Raw genomic sequence first — 16,809 nt, 5'->3', positions numbered from 1 at the left:
TACAGGTTACAGGGTACAGATTGCAGGGTGCAGGGTACACGGTAAGTTTATCCAATGCTACATACTACTATCGTTCACCCCTTACCACCTACCACTTGCCCCTCACACCCCATACCTGATACCATGTCTCCCGCCATCCATATAAAAAACCTGAGCTTTGAATACAAGGGTAATACCCGGAAAGCTATACGACAGATCAATTTGCAGGTGGAGCAGGGTGATCGCTTCGGTATTTTTGGGCCCAATGGCGCAGGTAAAACCACTTTAATGAACCTGATGACAGGATTATTATCTTATACATCAGGCTCGGTTCAATTACTTGGTCATGAAGCAAAAAACAATAAAAAAATCATCAATACCTTATTTGGTTTTGTGCCGCAGGATTTTTCTTTTTATCACGAACTGAGCCCTGTGGAAAATATGGAATTTTTTGGCGCATGGGCAGGACTTAATAAAAGCCAGATCCGGCAAAGAATAAATGACCTATTGAACATCATGTCTTTACAGGATGTTCGTAATAAGCCGGTCAACCAATTTTCGGGCGGTATGAAGCGCAGGGTAAATCTTGCCATCGCTGTAATGCATGAACCTCCCATATTGTTCTTAGATGAACCTACAGTAGGTGTAGATGTGCAAACGCGTCATGCTATCATAAAGTACCTGAAAGTATTAAACGATAACGGTACAACATTGGTATATACGTCACACCAGTTAAAAGAAGCGGAAGACCTTTGCAATAAGATAGCCATGATAGATGAAGGAAGAATAATTGCCAATAATACATTAAACGAATTATTAAAAGAACACAAACAGGACGGGCTGGAAGGATTATTCCTGAACCTTACAGGCAGGGAATACAGGGATTAGAGAATTTTCATATTTCGGTCTTTATATTGTTGCATTTACAGTACCTCAAATTTCAAACCTGTCCGCGAATCTTAAATGTCAAATGTCAAATCACTCATGTTCAAACTCTGGTCAACGATAATAAAAGATTGCAGAATTTTAACCCGCGATAAAATGGGACTCACGCTGATGTTCCTGATGCCCATTGTATTGGCCATTGTAATTGCATCGGTACAAAACAGCACTTTTGAACTGGTTAATGAAAACAAAATACCCGTTCTGCTATATAATAAAGATAGTAGCGAACCGGCCAAAGCGCTGGAAATGGCTTTAAGCAAGGTAGGCATGTTCAACATAAAAAAAGTACAGGATATACAAAATGAAGAAGCGCTTAAAGACCGTATTAATACCAAAGACGCACTAATAGCCATTGTTATTCCGGCTAACTATTCGGAAGACGTTTTAAAAAAAGCGAAAAGTATCGCATCGGAGGCTTTAAAAAATATAGCAGTACAGCAGGATACGGTGCAACATACCCCGCACGTTATAACTCCCGTTAAACTATACTACCACCCCGTATTACAGCAATCGTTTCGCAGAAGCATTGATGGTATATTGCAAAGTACCTTACAATTTATCCAAACCAGGTATATTGTAAAAGATGTATATCATGCCGTAAACGAAGAAGACATCCCCGTTTCCTTAGAAAACGAGATCGTTACCAATCAAACACCCATTGCGGAAATTCCTGTTTCAAAAAACGATAGCCGTCAAATACCCAATGCCACGCAGCATAATATTCCTGCCTGGACGATCTTTGCTATGTTCTTTATCGTTATATCGCTGGGCAGCAGCGTGGTAAGGGAAAAATTAAATGGCAGCATTATCCGGCTGCGTACTTTACCTTCTCATTTCGGGTTAGCCATTATTTCAAAACAAATTACTTATGTAACGGTTACAATGCTGCAGGCGGCCGTTATTTTTTCTATTGGCATATGGTTGTTCCCTCAAATGGGTTTGCCCGCGTTAAACCTGCCATCCGACATTGCCGCTTTATTGCTGGTAACATTCATTTGCGGCTGGTGTGCCGCAAGCTTTGCTATTTGTATTGGCGTTTTTTCCAACACGCAGGAGCAGGCAAATGGTTTTGGAGCAGTATCTGTTGTGTTACTCGCGGCTATTGGGGGGCTGCTGGTACCCTCTTTCGTAATGCCTCCATCCTTCCAGTTTATTATGCGGTTATCACCCCTGCACTGGTGCCTTGAAGCCTATTACGGCCTGTTTTTAGAGGGCGGCAGGCTACAGGATATTGGGATGAATATTATACCTTTATTGGTTATTACATTATTATTGCAAATAATTGCGTTTTACGGGTTAAAGCGTAAAAATCTGATCTGAAAATTTCATCAATGGAAAAGGAACAATTAAAGCAACAGCTCAAACAACAAATCGTTCAATTTTTAAATCTTACCAGCGTACAACCAGGCGATATTAAAGACGATGAGCCTTTATTCGGTGAAGGACTTGGGCTCGACTCCATAGACTCTATTGAGCTGATCGTATTACTTTCACGCGAATACGGCATTACCATACAGGATCCCAAAGAAGGCCGCAAAATACTGGTAGATATTAATACCATGGCAGATTATATTATCCAACATAAAACCAAATAAAAACTTCCTATTGAGCAGGGTTTTTGTTACAGGAATGGGCATAATAAGCGCTATTGGTGATAGTGTACAAAAAAACCGGGAGGCGCTGATCAGGAAGCAATGCGGCATTTCCACGCTAACACTATTTAATACAAAATATACCGGGCTGAGACCCTGCGGCGAAATAAAAACGGGAACACAGGAGTTGAAAGAGATACTCCATGCCCATGAAAAAGGAACTACCCGCAGCTCCGCATTGGCTTTACATGCATTTAAAGAAGCGGCCGATGATGCAGGTCTTTCAGCCAAACAACTCGCATCACCCCTTACCGCCCTGATTGGCGCCAGCACCGTAGGCGGCATGTGCCTTACAGATGAACTATACCACGATGCCAACAGGAGCGAAAGCGGCTCAGAATATCTTTCTTCTTACGATTGCGCTTCTGTAAATGTATACCTGCAATCCCGTTATCGAATGACGGGTATTATAAATACCATCAATACAGCCTGTTCTTCTTCTTCCAACGCTATTATGTACGGCGCCAGGTTATTAAAAAATGGAATGGCTAAAACGGTAATTGCAGGAGGGGCAGACAGCCTGGCAAAATTTACCATTAATGGCTTTAATGCATTGCATATACTTTCACCGGACATTTGTGCACCATTCGACAGGGACAGGAAAGGGCTGAACCTTGGAGAAGCCGCTGCATTTATAGTGCTGGAAAAAGAAGAAGACGCTAAAGGGAAAAAAATATATGCGGAATTAACCGGCTATGGCAACAGTAATGATGCTTTTCATCCTTCTTCCTTATCTGATGAAGGCGATGGCCCTTATTCGTGCATGCAGCAGGCGTTGCTGGAGGCTAACCTTACTACACCCGACATTAGTTTCATTAATGCGCATGGCACGGCTACCGAAAACAATGATGCTGTTGAAAGCCGGGCTATGGCCCGTTTATTTGAAACACCTCCGCCCTTTGCTTCTACAAAAGCCAATACCGGCCATACGCTTGGCGCCGCAGGTGCTGTGGAGGCCGTATTTAGTATTTTAAATCTTTACTACCAGGAAATATATCCCGGGTTGCATTTCAGTAATGCTATTGAAGCTACCGGATTAAAGCCTGAAACATGTTACCGGCAATTAGCCTTACAACATATTATGTCAAATTCTTTCGGGTTTGGAGGTAATTGCACTTCGTTGATCTTTTCAAAAGTATAGAAGACAGATTTGAGATTTGAGATTGAATCCGTTCGTATTTCGAATTTAACGGCTTCGGGCTTTTAGCATTTGAGATTTATTTGCTTTTTGTGGTTTGTTTTTTGGTTCTTTGTATTCCATGTATATTCATCAATATAGCTGCATATCGCCGCAACAAACTTTTGAACAGGTTGATTTGGGAACGTTAAACGAGCCCATTGAGAACAAATTAAAAGCGAAGGAGCCGGCATATGAAAATATTCCGCCCGGCATTTTGCGCAGGATGGGTAAAGCGGTCAGGATGGGTATAGGCGCTGCAATGCCCATTCTTAAACAACAGACAGTAAGCGGAATAATTATAGGCACTGCCAACGGGGGCATGGAAGATTGCATTAAATTTCTTAACCAGATCATAGATTATGAAGAAGGTATGCTGGCCCCTGGCAATTTTGTACAAAGCACTCCCAATGCCATTGCCGCGCAAATGGGATTGCTGAGCAAAAATAAAGGATACAACATAACACATGTACACCGGGGGCTGGCATTTGAAAACGCATTGCTTGACGCCATGATGATGCTCAAAGAACATCCCCACAACAATTATTTACTCGGTGGTGTGGATGAAATTTCGGCATATAATTATAATATAGATTTTTTAGACGGCTGTTATAAAAAGGGAATGGTCTCTAACAGGCACCTGTACAGCACAAATTCGCCGGGTAGCATTGCCGGTGAAGGCGCCGCCATGTTTATAGTAAATGCTAATGCTGCAAATGCCATTGCCCAGGTAAAAGCAGTTCAGTTTATCCATACTACCGATTCAGATGAAGTAAAGCATTTACTACAGCAGTTTATTGCGCAACATATTCCGGCAGGTGAAAAAGTTGATGTATTACTGAGTGGAGAAAACGGCGATAACCGCCTCCTGAAATATTATACTGCCGCAGAATCGCTTTTTGATGAACATACCAGTGTTGCCCGGTTCAAGCATTTGTGCGGCGAATACCCCACGGCTTCATCGGTAGCCCTGTGGCTGGTTTGCAACAAACATCAATGGCCTGCGCATATGATCAAAAAACGATCTGCAGCTGCTGCGCAAAATATCATTATCTACAATAATTACAGGGGGTTGCAGCATGGGTTTATGTATATTGTTGTATAAAAAGCTGTTAAATTTAACGATCAAAAATCCGTATATTTAAGCAGGCAAGTGCCAGGCATATTCAGTTTTGGGAAATGAAGATTAGTTATTTCCCGTTTATTTATAACTTCGGCTTAGTTTACAGTTTGTGCGTTATTAAAATAAAAAAAACAATGCTACGTTTATTACCGCAAACCTGTCATTAACAATAAACCGCCATTTATGAAACCTTTCAAAAAAATCATTCTTCTTTTTGCAGTAACATTCGCTTCCCTTCAAATATATGCACAGCGTATCCGGGTAGTGGAAGGCAAAGTTCCTGACCTGAAAAATGAAAAATCGGTGAATACCGAATTTACTTATGACAATATTGGTGTAGGTAAATTTGATAAAGAAGCCGACTACATTAAAACAAAAACAGAAGAATATAATAAAAAAGAAGCAGGAAAAGGAGACAGTTGGGCAAAAAAATGGGTAGATGACCGGGAGTACAGATTTCAGCCCAAATTTGATGAGCTGTTTACCAAATACAGCGACCTGACCATAGATAATAGTGCTAAATACACCATCATCTTTCATACCACTTTTATGGAGCCGGGATTTAATATAGGCATAACCCGTAAGAACGCCTTTATTAATGGCGAAGTGCTGATTGTGGAAACTGCCAATAAAAATAAGGTTATTGCTAAATTATCTCTTGACAAAGCGCCTGGTAATTCTTTCTGGGGAAATGATTATGATACAGGCGAAAGACTTTCAGAAACCTACGCCACTGCCGGAAAAGCGCTGGGAAAGTTTATTAAAAAATAAGTATTGCGCAAAACAACAGATTGCTCACATAATAAAATTCAGCTATTAGAAAGTTCTTAATAGCTGAATTTTTGCAAATTGGCCTGAATCCTTTTTATTCTCAGCATTGCCCCGTCAACATCAAGATAGCTTAAAATAAAGCTGTCATCAAACCATAATGTTGCCTGGGGATATACCTGATAATTACCTCCAATCTCATCCTTTTTAAACTCTTCTATGGTTTCAATCTTACCTGAACTTGCATCAATTTGTGCATATATGGCTGTTCTGCCTTTTCCTTTATCATAACCGCTGACAAGCACAATTTTATTATCTTTTACATGCAGAGAAGAGGAAAGTCCCACAGGCCCGTTCAACCGAAATCTTTTGGGAATAACGGTATAGGTTAGGGGCTTCATGCTACTGTTCAAAACACTGATCAACCCGTCTCCCGTAGTCCAGTAAATTCTATCAGAATTAACTTGCGGCGACTGATAACTATATTTTACTTCTTCAAATACAATCACTCTTTCTTCAGTATCAATAATACGAATCACTTTCATCTTATCGTTAATCTTCAATGCGCCGTAGCCTTTGCCATCAAAACTAACCAAAACAACACCCTCTGTGGAAGAAAGCATTACCCGGCTCATATCAACATCTCCGTCTGAATGCTTAAACACAGGATAAACATATACATCCCAGGCAGGCTTATTTTTTTCATAACTGCCGGGTATAATTCGCCAGTCCTGGCCCTGCAATTCCAATTACAATTCCTGGGCATAGGTAGCAGATGAAACCAGGAGTATAAAGACAAAGAATAAATCTCTTGCCATAATTTTTATAAAAAATTTTATAAAATAAACAAAAGAGAAAAGAAAGCAGACTCAAATATACTTTTAAAACTTAAACCCAACCGTTAGCAATATATTACCAACCGTATTGCTAAGCTTTGCAACATTAAATACGCCGTCATCCAAACGATAAGGGTAATACCCGTCTTTAATGATCTGGTGAATGTAAGCCAGGTCAACAAACATGCCTTTATTGCGCCAGCCCAGTCCGCCGCTGATGTTCATACGGCTTGCGTTGGTTATATCTCCGGGTTGCTTGTCAAAATAATTATTGCTGTATGGGTTACCATAATATCCAAAGCCGGCCCGAACCATTACAGTTTCAAATTTTAACTCACCGCCAAAACGAAAATTAACCGCCGGTTTAAATACATCGTCTATCGTGTTGTTTAAATCGGTAAAGTAATCCTTATCCGCCTGGTTGGTATTATCCTGTGTATTAAATGCATTATTCTTATAACTTACATATTCCACATCCGCGGTAATAAAACCCTTTTGTGAACTCACATCCGCCTGCGTTCCAAAAATATAAGCCAGCCCTGCTCCTACCCGCATAGGCGTTTTATACCTGTAGGTATATTCACCGGAATAGCCATCATTTAAATCCAGCGAACTCTGTGATTTCACACCTGCATAACCTTCGGTATCGGCAGTAAGGGAGGAGTAATAAGTGTCTTTAAAAGAATACCAGGAAGGGCTATGGAAATTTAATCCTACACGTAAGGCCTCAACAGGCTTAACAATAATACCGATGTTAATGCTTGCTCCCGTTCCATCTGTTCTTAAATAATCGTCTGCCACAAAATAATTGAAATCATTATTGGTAGCATTGGTAGCATCCGTTTCCCTGAAACTGCTGTTGCGTACGTACTTTAAGGTGTTGATATTAATGGAGCCTCCAATATAAAACACATCATTATAATTTCCTCCAACACCCATACTAAATTCAGAAACACCTCCTTTGGTATTGATAATCTGCTGTTGCTTCAGGCCTGTGGCAACACTGGCGTTACTGGCATAGCCTGTCAGGTTATTGCTGTTATCATAAGTTGGATCAATCAGGTAAGTATTTAAACCCAGGCTGGCGCCATAGGGATAGTTTTTTGCAGCATCATCGGGGTTTGTTGCATTGCCATTAATTAGCTGATCCAGGTACTTTTCAGAATAGGAGCTTTGGTTATTTTCGCCGCTAATATATACATTGTTATTAAAATTAGCGGTTTTGCTGATAGCCAGGCCTATGCTCACATTCTTCCATTTGTTATTGCTGTTATAAGATGGAATTCCCCATACCACACCTATAGGCCCATAATTAAAGCTGCTTTTGCTATCCGTTGCCGAAGTTCCCCTGTAAGTTGCTTTATTATTATTGAAGGTAAAGCCGGGTGTTAATACGATTTCACTTGTTTTATATAATCCAAGCCCGGCAGGATTGGTATACAGCGAAGTAATATCCGCGCCCAGCGCGCTAACAGCCCCGCCTAATGATTGCGCCCGCGCTGTTCCCTGGGGTGTAAGCCAGGAGTATCTTACAGCATCCAACGGTTCCTGCGCTAATAAAATGGTAATTGAAAAAATAAGTCCTGAAGTTAATATTAGTTTCCTCATATTTTAAATAATTTAAAATCAAAAGGTCTGCAACCCTATTATACCAAAAAGAGCGGAATGCCGCTCTTTTTGGTATAGATATTATCTTTTTTAACAACTGCCTTTACTTCAAAATTAATTATCTGCCGCCTCTGCCGGGTGAACGGGAAGGAGCGCTGCCGCCTCCGCTGCTTCTGCTGCCTGAATTTGAACTGGGAGCAACTCTCGGTGCGGAAGGCGTATTATCACTACGTTCAAAAGTTCTTGTGGGCCTGCTATCATTTGTCCTGTCTGCAGAACGGCGCGGGCTGGTATTACCCGGCGATGAACTGCGGGGATTCACGTAATTATTATTGTTATTCCTGAATACCCTTACCGGCGCATTCCTGTTATTATTCAATTCCGGGTTGGTGTTCCGGTTGCCATAACTGCCGAGGTTGGCTCTCCTTGGCGCGTAGGTTCCGGCAGGTCTTACATTGCCGGGTTTGGGAGAAATTACCCCCGGGTAATAATGCCCGTATCCATAAGAAGGATAATACGGGTTATAAAAAGAATAGGGATTGTAAAATCCATTGTACAAACCACCCCATCCAAAACCCATTCCCATTCCATAGTAGGACGAACCATAAGGCGAGTAGAATGAATACGGATTATAACCAAACCCCATTCCGAACCTGCTGCCGTATGAATAAGGCGAATACATACCACCGCCATAATAACTATAATCATCTAAGGACGACCATAACGAGGGATTCCTGACCTTCATACGCAGGTAATTATCTTCGCTGTTATAGGCGGAACGATCCTGTTCTGTTTGTACATTTACATATTCATCCTGCCCCGCGTTATTGTCATAATATTCATCATCATCATTACCAGACTGCGCTACCCGTTGCTGCGGTGCAGGAGAATAATACACATCATCGGGTGTTTGTCCCGATTTATACATGGTTGAACAGCTACTGAGCCCGACAACCACTGCTGCCAAAAGTAAAATTCTCTTATTCATACCTACTGTATTTTAAAAATTACACCATGAAGTTACTACATTTGCGACAATTCGCACTGTTAATCTATTCAAAATAGTTGAGTATACATTAAAAGATATCCTATGTGAATTGCGGCTTTTAAAGCGCATACACACAGGCATACATTAAAAATCATGAGCAAAGAAATTACTTCCCGGTTGCAGGATTACGCACAATGGTATAATGATCTTGTTATTAAAGGCGGACTGGCAGATTATTCTGCCGTAAGAGGTTGCATGGTAATTAAACCCTATGGTTTTGCACTATGGGAAAACATGCGCGACCAGTTAGACAGGATGTTTAAAGATACCGGGCATGTGAATGCCTATTTTCCTTTATTTGTTCCCAAAAGCCTGTTTGAAGCGGAAGAAAAAAACGCGGAAGGTTTTGCAAAAGAATGTGCCATCGTAACGCACTACCGACTGAAGAGCGACCCCGATAATAAAGGCAAACTGATCGTTGATCCGGAAGCGAAGTTAGAAGAAGAATTAGTGGTTCGTCCAACAAGCGAGGCCATTATATGGAGTACCTATAAAACATGGATCCAGTCTTACCGCGATCTTCCCATATTAATTAACCAATGGGCAAACGTTGTACGATGGGAAATGCGTACCCGTCTTTTCCTGCGCACCACGGAGTTTCTATGGCAGGAAGGACATACCGCCCATGCCACAGCCCAGGAAGCGGTAGAGGAAACAACACGTATGCTGGATGTATATGCCGACTTTGTAGAAAACTGGATGGCGCTGCCGGTAATAAAAGGGGTAAAAACACCCGGCGAAAGATTTGCCGGCGCCATTGACACCTATTGCATTGAGGCGCTTATGCAGGACGGCAAAGCCTTACAGGCAGGTACTTCTCATTTTTTGGGTCAAAACTTCGCCAAAGCTTTTGATGTGCAGTTTTTAAATAAAGAAAATAAACAGGAGTATGTATGGGCTACGTCCTGGGGTGTTTCCACCCGCCTGATAGGCGCACTGGTAATGGCACACAGCGATGATGACGGATTGATCATACCTCCTAAAATTGCACCGCTCCAGGTAGTTATAGTACCTATTCATAAGGGTGAAGAACAGAAAGCCGTGATAGACACGAAAGTGAAAGCGCTTGTACAGGAGCTGAAACTGGCGGGGATAAGGGTAAAGTATGATGATAATGATAACAACCGCCCGGGCTGGAAATTTGCAGAGTATGAAAAAAAGGGGGTGCCGGTTCGCATCGCCATTGGCGCAAGGGATATTGAAAATAATACGGTAGAAATAGCCCGCAGGGATACCAAAGAAAAAGTAAGCGTTGGCATGGATGATTTGCCGGTGCGTATTATTAACCTGCTGCAGCAAATACAACAGGATATGTTTGAGAAGGCCAAAGCCTATCGTGATAAACATATTACCCCTGCCGATACCTGGGACGAATTTGTTCAGTTGCTTAATGAAAAAGGAGGGTTTATATCGGCTCACTGGGACGGTACGGATGAAACCGAAGAGAAAATTAAAGAACAAACCAAAGCCACTATACGTTGTATTCCTTTAAACGGGGAAGCGGAAGAAGGCAAATGCATATTAACCGGGAAGCCGAGTAACAAAAGGGTTTTGTTTGCACAGGCGTATTAGGGTGTTAGGTATCAGCATTCAGTAGTCAGCTCTGAGCTAATACAAACGCTCCTTTCACTTCTCACCTATCACCTTGAAAAGTGAAAGAAGGAATTATTACCTCGTTGTTAGTATACTTTGGCTGATTGCTGACTGCTCAGGAGGAGCAGTAAATGTCAGACTTATGCTCCTTGTAATCTGCAACCGTACCCTACTCCCATTTCCCCATTTCCCCATTTTCACATTTCCCCATTTCCCCATTTTCACATTTTCACATTTTCACATTCCTCTCCCCCGGATCATAAACATATATTACACTTATTGCCGCAAAAAACATGAAAAAACCCGCCATTAGAATGGCATATACGGGCTGGTTATTATAGAAGTATTTTACGATGGGGCCACCAATTATTCCGTTCACCAACTGGGGCAGGGTAATAAAGAAATTAAATATGCCCATATAAATACCCATTTTTCCGGCAGGAATGGAACCCGCCAAAATAACATACGGCATGGCCAATATGCTGGCCCACGCCATGCCTATGCCGATCATGGAAAGAATAAGCCAGTTGGGATCATGAATAAAATAAACAGAAATAAGTCCAACAGCTCCGCAAAACAATGAAAAAGCATGCGTTTGTTTACGGCCAATCTTAGCCGCGATAAAAGGTAACGTTAATGCATATACCGCAGATACGCCGTTGTACACGCTAAATAATATCCCCACCCAATCTCCCGCCGTGCGGTACGCGTCTGAACTCTTATCATGAACAGATAATCCATAGGTATGTGTAGCCACCGCATCGTTGGTAAATACCCACATGCCAAACAATGCGAACCAGCTAAAGAACTGCACCAGTCCTAATTGCTTCATGGTTTTGGGCATATGCACAAAATCTTTGAATATCTGTCCCAGCCCCTGCTTTTCGCCGGCGGCTTTGCCATGATATTGTTCATATGCTTTGGGCGGGTATTCTTTTGTTTTTAAAACGGTTACCAGTATGGCAATAATAAACACAACGGCGCCTATATAAAAAGCCCATTTTACATTAGCCGCTATAATACCTTCCTCCGCACTGTTGGAAACGCCAAACCAGTTGGTGAGTATAAAAGGGAAGGCGGAGCCAATTATAGCGCCGGCGCCGATAAGAAAAGTTTGTACAGAAAAGCCCATTGTTCTTTGCGAATCAGGCAGGTTGTCGGCTACCAGCGCCCGAAAGGGTTCCATTGCCAGGTTAAAACAGGCATCCATGATCATAAGCATGCCTGCTCCAACAAATAAGGCGGGAGCAATAGCCGTAAACAGGGAGGCATTGGGCATTAAGCATAAAGCTATAGCGGATAACACAGCCCCCGCAAGGAAATAGGGCTTACGCCTGCCAAAACGGTTCCAGGTGCGGTCGCTGTAATGACCTACAATGGGTTGTACAATCATCCCCACCAAAGGTGCAGCCAGCCAGAACCAGGAGAGGTGTTCCACATCGGCCCCAAAAGTGCGGAGCATACGGGAAGCATTCCCGTTTTGCAGGGCAAATCCAAACTGGATACCAAAGAAACCAAAACTCATGTTGAATATCTGCCGGAAGGTAAGCTTTGGCTTGATCAAAAGCCCGGCAACGGCAGCTTGCGAAACAGCAGCAGACATAGCAATGGTTTAGTAAACGGAAAACGTGTTGGGGTGATATTTCAAGTTACAGGTTGCAGGGTACAAGGACAGTTGCAAGTTACAAGTCGCAGGGTGCAGGTTAAAAGCTACAGCGTATTCCCTGATACCTGATACCTACCCCATCAAATCACAAACCCATCAGGGAGTATAGCACCCTTTTTCACTACCACAATGCCGTCTTTAATAGTATACAAAGGATGATCGGAATCCGGCATATGGGTTCCCCCGTTGATACGCACATCATTGCCAATCCTGCAATTCTTATCTATAATGGCATTACGGATATAACATCTTTCTCCAATACCCATTTTTGGCAGTCCGCGTTGCGCAGCGTTTGTCATCTCCTCTAACGTTTCATAATAATCGCTACCCATAATATACGCGCTTACAATGGTAGAGCCGTAACCAATGCGGGTACGGATACCCGTTACGCTATTCTCAATACGCGATGCATTGATGATGCAGCCTTCCGCTATCAGTGTTTTTTCAAGGGTAGTGCCGCTAATTTTAGCCGGTGGTAACATCCGCGGGCGGGTGTATACCGATTTTAAATTATCAAACAGGTTAAAAAGCGGTATGTCTTCCGTGAGCGCCAGGTTGGCCTCAAAAAAAGAATAGATATTTCCAATATCGGTCCAATAGCCATCGTACTGGTAGCTTACTACTTTATGCGTACTGATAGAATCCGGTATAATTTCCTTACCAAAATCTGTCGCGTCCTTATGCACATCCAGCAGCATATCAAACAGCAGTTTGCGGTTGAATATATATATGCCCATGGATGCCAGGTATATTCTTCCGGATTGTTGCATCTCATCGCCGGTATCGCTTGTCCATTCGGGCAATAACTCTTTCTTTGGTTTTTCTACGAAAGAGGTAATATAATGATCCTCGTTTGCTTTAAGAATGCCAAACTCAGGGGCCTCCCTTGCCCCAACAGGTATGGTGGCAATGGAAATGTCTGCTTCCTTGTCTATATGGCTTTGCAGCATTTCACTAAAATCCATCTGGTATAACTGGTCGCCGGATAAAATGAGCACATGCTCAAATTCCTGCTGCTGTAAATGGCGCAGCGACTGGCGTACCGCGTCTGCCGTTCCCTGGAACCAGCCGTGGTTATCAGGTGTTTGTTCGGCAGCCAGTATATCTACAAAGGCTTTACTGAAAATACTGAAATGATAGGTGTTTTTAATATGCTTGTTGAGTGAAGCGGAATTAAATTGTGTAAGCACATACATTCTGCCGATATCGGAGTTCAGGCAATTAGATATGGGAATATCTACCAGGCGGTACTTGCCGGCAATAGGCACTGCGGGTTTGCTGCGGGTGGCGGTAAGCGGTGAAAGGCGCGTACCCGCACCACCGCCCAATATAATAGCGATCACACTCTTTTTCATAGTCAAAACAATTAATTATTGAAGAAATAAATTTTTAAACTATTTTTTTATCCGGTTCACCTTCCGCTTCCGGAGCTTCTTTTTTTTGGGGTAACAACGCTTCATACAACTTAAGATACTGCTGAACGCTATGCTGCCAGCTAAAATCAAGACGCATCATTTTTTCTCTTACCTCGCTCATTTTTGCTTTGTCCTCAAATAAATCCACAGCCCGCCAAATGCTGTGCGTAATGTCTCCAACAGAAGCCCAGTTATATACAATACCATAGCCACCTTTTTCACCATAATCTATTACCGTATCCTTTAACCCGCCCGTTCGCCGCACCATGGGTATTGTTCCATAACGCATGGCGTACATCTGGTTCAGCCCGCAGGGCTCCACTCTGGAAGGCATCAGTAAATAATCCGCCCCCGCATACATAAGATGGCTCAACGATTCATTGTACCCAATATAAACATTATAATCCTTTTGCGCCAGCTTCTGCAATGCAGCCAGTTGTGCTTCCACTTCCGGAAAACCACTGCCCAGTATCAGGAAATTCATTTCCCGGCCTATATAATAATAACTGTCGCTAATAGCCGCAGGCAGCATATCGGCGCCTTTCTCCCCTACCAGTCTTCCTATAAAAACAATCAGCGGCTTATTGATATCAAGGTCAAAGGTTTCACAAAGCCTGCGTTTATTTTTTGCCTTACCTGCCGTAACCGTGTCAACCGAAAAATGTTCCTGCAGATAAGTATCCTTTTCCGGATCCCATACATCCGTATCTATGCCATTTAAAATGCCGGTACATTTTCCTCTTTCATATTCAAACAGCGCTTCCAGCCCATTGGCAGACTGGCGCAGCTCATCTAAATAACTCATACTAACCGTAGTAACTTTCCATGCGCATTTTATACCTGAGGCCAGGGGATTGATGTTGTTTTTCCAATCCAGCATTCCCCATTTCCAGCTATCCCATGGCGGAAGTAAATGGCTTTTATCCCATCCCATGATGCCCTGGTACTGCGCGTTATGGATAGTAAGCACCGTTGGAACCTGGTGCAGGTGCTGGTACTTATAACAATGCTTAATAATAAAAGGAATTAAGCCGGTGTGGTGATCATGCACATGTATTACATCTGGATGATGGACCCATACCGCAATCCAGTCTACAACAGCTACCTGGAAAGCAGTGAATCTTTCCGTATCATCGTCATATCCATATATCTTTTCCCTGTCTAACAACCCGTTAATATCTACCAGATACAAATCAAACCCCAGCTTATTGGTTTGTTCTTTTATAACGGTATAATCAAACCAGTAGTCGCCAATATTTGTTCTGCCCTTATGTACAACATCCCAAATATTATCTAACAAAAATTTTGTTTTATACATAGGCATTACCACTTTGGCAATATGCCCCAGTTCATTCTGGTATTTAGGGAGGGCTCCAACAACATCTCCCAGTCCGCCTGCCTTTGCAACCGGATAACATTCGGCACTAACGTGTATTATTTCCATCCTGTTTAAATTCTGTGAGCGGGTTCTTTGATTGAATATAGGAAGGTTTTTGATTTATACAAGCGCGAAAAGAAAAAAATATTATTTTATATTACAACAATGCTCATGCATATTGCAGCATGAGCATGTAGTACATTAAGGAATGATTCTCCAAAAAAATTTACGCTTTTTTTGTTCTGCCAATTTTATGTCCCGATGTAGCGAAATAATAAATAAATAAATAACAGGGAACCATTATCCAGAATGCCTGTTGCAACCCTATGTTTTCGCCTAAGGAAGCCCAAACCCGTGGAAGAATAGCGCCGCCGGCAATACCTACTATTAATAAAGCCGAACCGGTTTTAGTGAATTTACCCAATCCGTCAATAGCTAAGGGCCAAATAGCCGGCCAAATAAGCGCGTTAGCCAAACCCAGTAAAGCAATGAAGAAAACGGAAGCGTAGCCAGATGTAAAAATGGCGCCCAGCGTAAACAGCAAGCCCAGTGCAGCCGATAACTTCAGCGCCGCATTTTGTGAAATGTATTTAGGTATGGTAACGATACCGATAATGTATCCTACCAGCATACCGATCATAGTGTAGGTAGTAAAATGTTTGGCCACATCCAAACTAATACCGATAGAGCTGCCATATATCTGGATAATATCACCGGCCATTACTTCTACTCCCACATATAAAAAAATAGAAATAAAACCCAGCCACAGGTAAGGAAAATCAAAAACACTTTTGCGCTGTACAAAAGAAGCAGACGGTGCTGCCTCACCTTCTTCCCCTTCAGCTTTCACTTCCGGCAGGTGAGAGAAATAAATAAATACACCCAGCAATACCAGCACAATGGCAATTACAACATAAGGCATAATAACACGCGAAGCCAGCATATCCAGTTCCGCAGCTTTTTGTGCGGCATCCATAGTAAGCAGTTTTGCCTCCAGTGCGGAAGAGTCTTTAAGTACAATGGCGCCAAGAATTAAAGGCGCCAGGGCGCCGGCGGTTTTGTTGCAAATACCCATTATACTAATACGTTTTGCAGCGCTTTCAATAGGCCCCAGGATAGTAATATACGGGTTGGAGGCTGTTTGCAGTAAAGCCAGCCCCGTACCTATAACAAACAGCGCTACCAGGAAAAAACCGAAGGTGCGGCTGTTTGCCGCCGGAATAAACATTAACGCACCAAGCGCCATAACCAGCAGCCCTACCATCATACCGTTTTTAAAACCGGTTTTTTTTAATACCCAGGAAGACGGAAAAGCCATTACCGCATAAGATATATAAAAGGCAAATGTTACCAGCACCGCTTCGGAAGTAGTAAGCTCACATGCAATACCCAGGTAAGGGATAAGGGTACTGTTGGCCCATGTAACAAATCCGAAAATAAAAAATAACGCCCCAATAATTACTATGGGGGAGAGAACGTTTTTACGCGCAACGGGTTGAAGAGTAATTGCTGTTGACATGTTTAATGATTAAAATTTCCCGAACTTAACAAACATATCGGGAATAGCAACCCCATTTATGATTTTTTTTGCTGCAAACGATTGTTATGTTTTAATTTCACC

At 42.4% G+C, this 16,809-nt stretch carries 14 protein-coding genes; 7 read left to right on the top strand and 7 right to left on the bottom strand.

What is annotated here, in order from left to right:
- Positions 1 to 123: 123 nt before the first annotated feature.
- The 6 genes from VL121_RS12455 (at position 124) to VL121_RS12430 (ending at position 5,647) form a co-directional block, all read left to right on the top strand.
- On the top strand, positions 124 to 867 hold the full coding sequence (locus VL121_RS12455) for an ABC transporter ATP-binding protein (protein ID WP_325405731.1): 744 nt from the start codon (positions 124 to 126) through the stop codon (positions 865 to 867).
- A gap of 96 nt (positions 868 to 963) precedes the next feature.
- Positions 964 to 2,244, top strand: coding sequence for an ABC transporter permease (locus VL121_RS12450; RefSeq protein WP_325405729.1), 1,281 nt, complete (start codon positions 964 to 966; stop codon positions 2,242 to 2,244).
- An 11-nt stretch (positions 2,245 to 2,255) separates the two neighbouring features.
- The gene (locus VL121_RS12445; RefSeq protein ID WP_325405727.1) at positions 2,256 to 2,519 is read left to right on the top strand and encodes a phosphopantetheine-binding protein; all 264 of its coding nucleotides are present in this window, start codon (positions 2,256 to 2,258) and stop codon (positions 2,517 to 2,519) included.
- 10 nt (positions 2,520 to 2,529) lie between these two features.
- A complete protein-coding gene (locus VL121_RS12440) occupies positions 2,530 to 3,717 on the top strand; it encodes a beta-ketoacyl-[acyl-carrier-protein] synthase family protein (protein WP_325405725.1) in 1,188 nt (395 codons plus the stop codon).
- 118 nt (positions 3,718 to 3,835) lie between these two features.
- A complete protein-coding gene (locus tag VL121_RS12435) occupies positions 3,836 to 4,858 on the top strand; it encodes a beta-ketoacyl synthase chain length factor (protein ID WP_325405723.1) in 1,023 nt (340 codons plus the stop codon).
- 201 nt (positions 4,859 to 5,059) lie between these two features.
- On the top strand, positions 5,060 to 5,647 hold the full coding sequence (locus tag VL121_RS12430) for a hypothetical protein (RefSeq protein WP_325405722.1): 588 nt from the start codon (positions 5,060 to 5,062) through the stop codon (positions 5,645 to 5,647).
- A 56-nt stretch (positions 5,648 to 5,703) separates the two neighbouring features.
- On the opposite strand, the gene VL121_RS12425 is transcribed toward VL121_RS12430, so the two are convergent.
- The 3 genes from VL121_RS12425 to VL121_RS12415 form a co-directional block, all read right to left on the bottom strand.
- Positions 5,704 to 6,393, bottom strand: coding sequence for a hypothetical protein (locus VL121_RS12425; protein WP_325405720.1), 690 nt, complete (start codon positions 6,391 to 6,393; stop codon positions 5,704 to 5,706).
- Positions 6,394 to 6,525: 132 nt separating this feature from the next.
- Positions 6,526 to 8,088: an OmpP1/FadL family transporter gene (locus VL121_RS12420; protein ID WP_325405718.1), complete on the bottom strand. Its 1,563-nt coding sequence runs from the start codon at positions 8,086 to 8,088 to the stop codon at positions 6,526 to 6,528.
- Positions 8,089 to 8,206: 118 nt separating this feature from the next.
- Positions 8,207 to 9,076, bottom strand: a complete 870-nt coding sequence (locus tag VL121_RS12415; RefSeq protein ID WP_325405716.1) for a hypothetical protein — start codon at positions 9,074 to 9,076, stop codon at positions 8,207 to 8,209.
- 153 nt (positions 9,077 to 9,229) lie between these two features.
- On the opposite strand from VL121_RS12415, the gene proS reads away from it, so the two are divergent.
- On the top strand, positions 9,230 to 10,708 hold the full coding sequence (gene proS, locus VL121_RS12410; protein ID WP_325405714.1) for a proline--tRNA ligase: 1,479 nt from the start codon (positions 9,230 to 9,232) through the stop codon (positions 10,706 to 10,708).
- Between the two features lie 250 nt (positions 10,709 to 10,958).
- Here the strand turns inward: proS and VL121_RS12405 are convergent, their stop codons facing one another.
- From VL121_RS12405 to VL121_RS12390, 4 genes are all read right to left on the bottom strand, one after another.
- The gene (locus VL121_RS12405) at positions 10,959 to 12,332 is read right to left on the bottom strand and encodes an MFS transporter (RefSeq protein ID WP_325405712.1); all 1,374 of its coding nucleotides are present in this window, start codon (positions 12,330 to 12,332) and stop codon (positions 10,959 to 10,961) included.
- A gap of 143 nt (positions 12,333 to 12,475) precedes the next feature.
- On the bottom strand, positions 12,476 to 13,750 hold the full coding sequence (locus VL121_RS12400; RefSeq protein ID WP_325405710.1) for a glucose-1-phosphate adenylyltransferase: 1,275 nt from the start codon (positions 13,748 to 13,750) through the stop codon (positions 12,476 to 12,478).
- Between the two features lie 34 nt (positions 13,751 to 13,784).
- Positions 13,785 to 15,254 carry a glycogen synthase gene (locus VL121_RS12395; protein ID WP_325405708.1) on the bottom strand — a complete coding sequence of 490 codons (1,470 nt, stop codon included), beginning with the start codon at positions 15,252 to 15,254 and terminating at the stop codon, positions 13,785 to 13,787.
- A gap of 160 nt (positions 15,255 to 15,414) precedes the next feature.
- A complete protein-coding gene (locus VL121_RS12390) occupies positions 15,415 to 16,707 on the bottom strand; it encodes a sugar MFS transporter (RefSeq protein ID WP_325405706.1) in 1,293 nt (430 codons plus the stop codon).
- Positions 16,708 to 16,809 lie beyond the last annotated feature (102 nt).

The organism is Agriterribacter sp. (genome assembly GCF_035497235.1).
Lineage (GTDB): Bacteria > Bacteroidota > Bacteroidia > Chitinophagales > Chitinophagaceae > Agriterribacter.
Note: the sequence above shows the minus strand (reverse complement) of the source record. Positions and strands in the feature narration are given on the sequence as shown.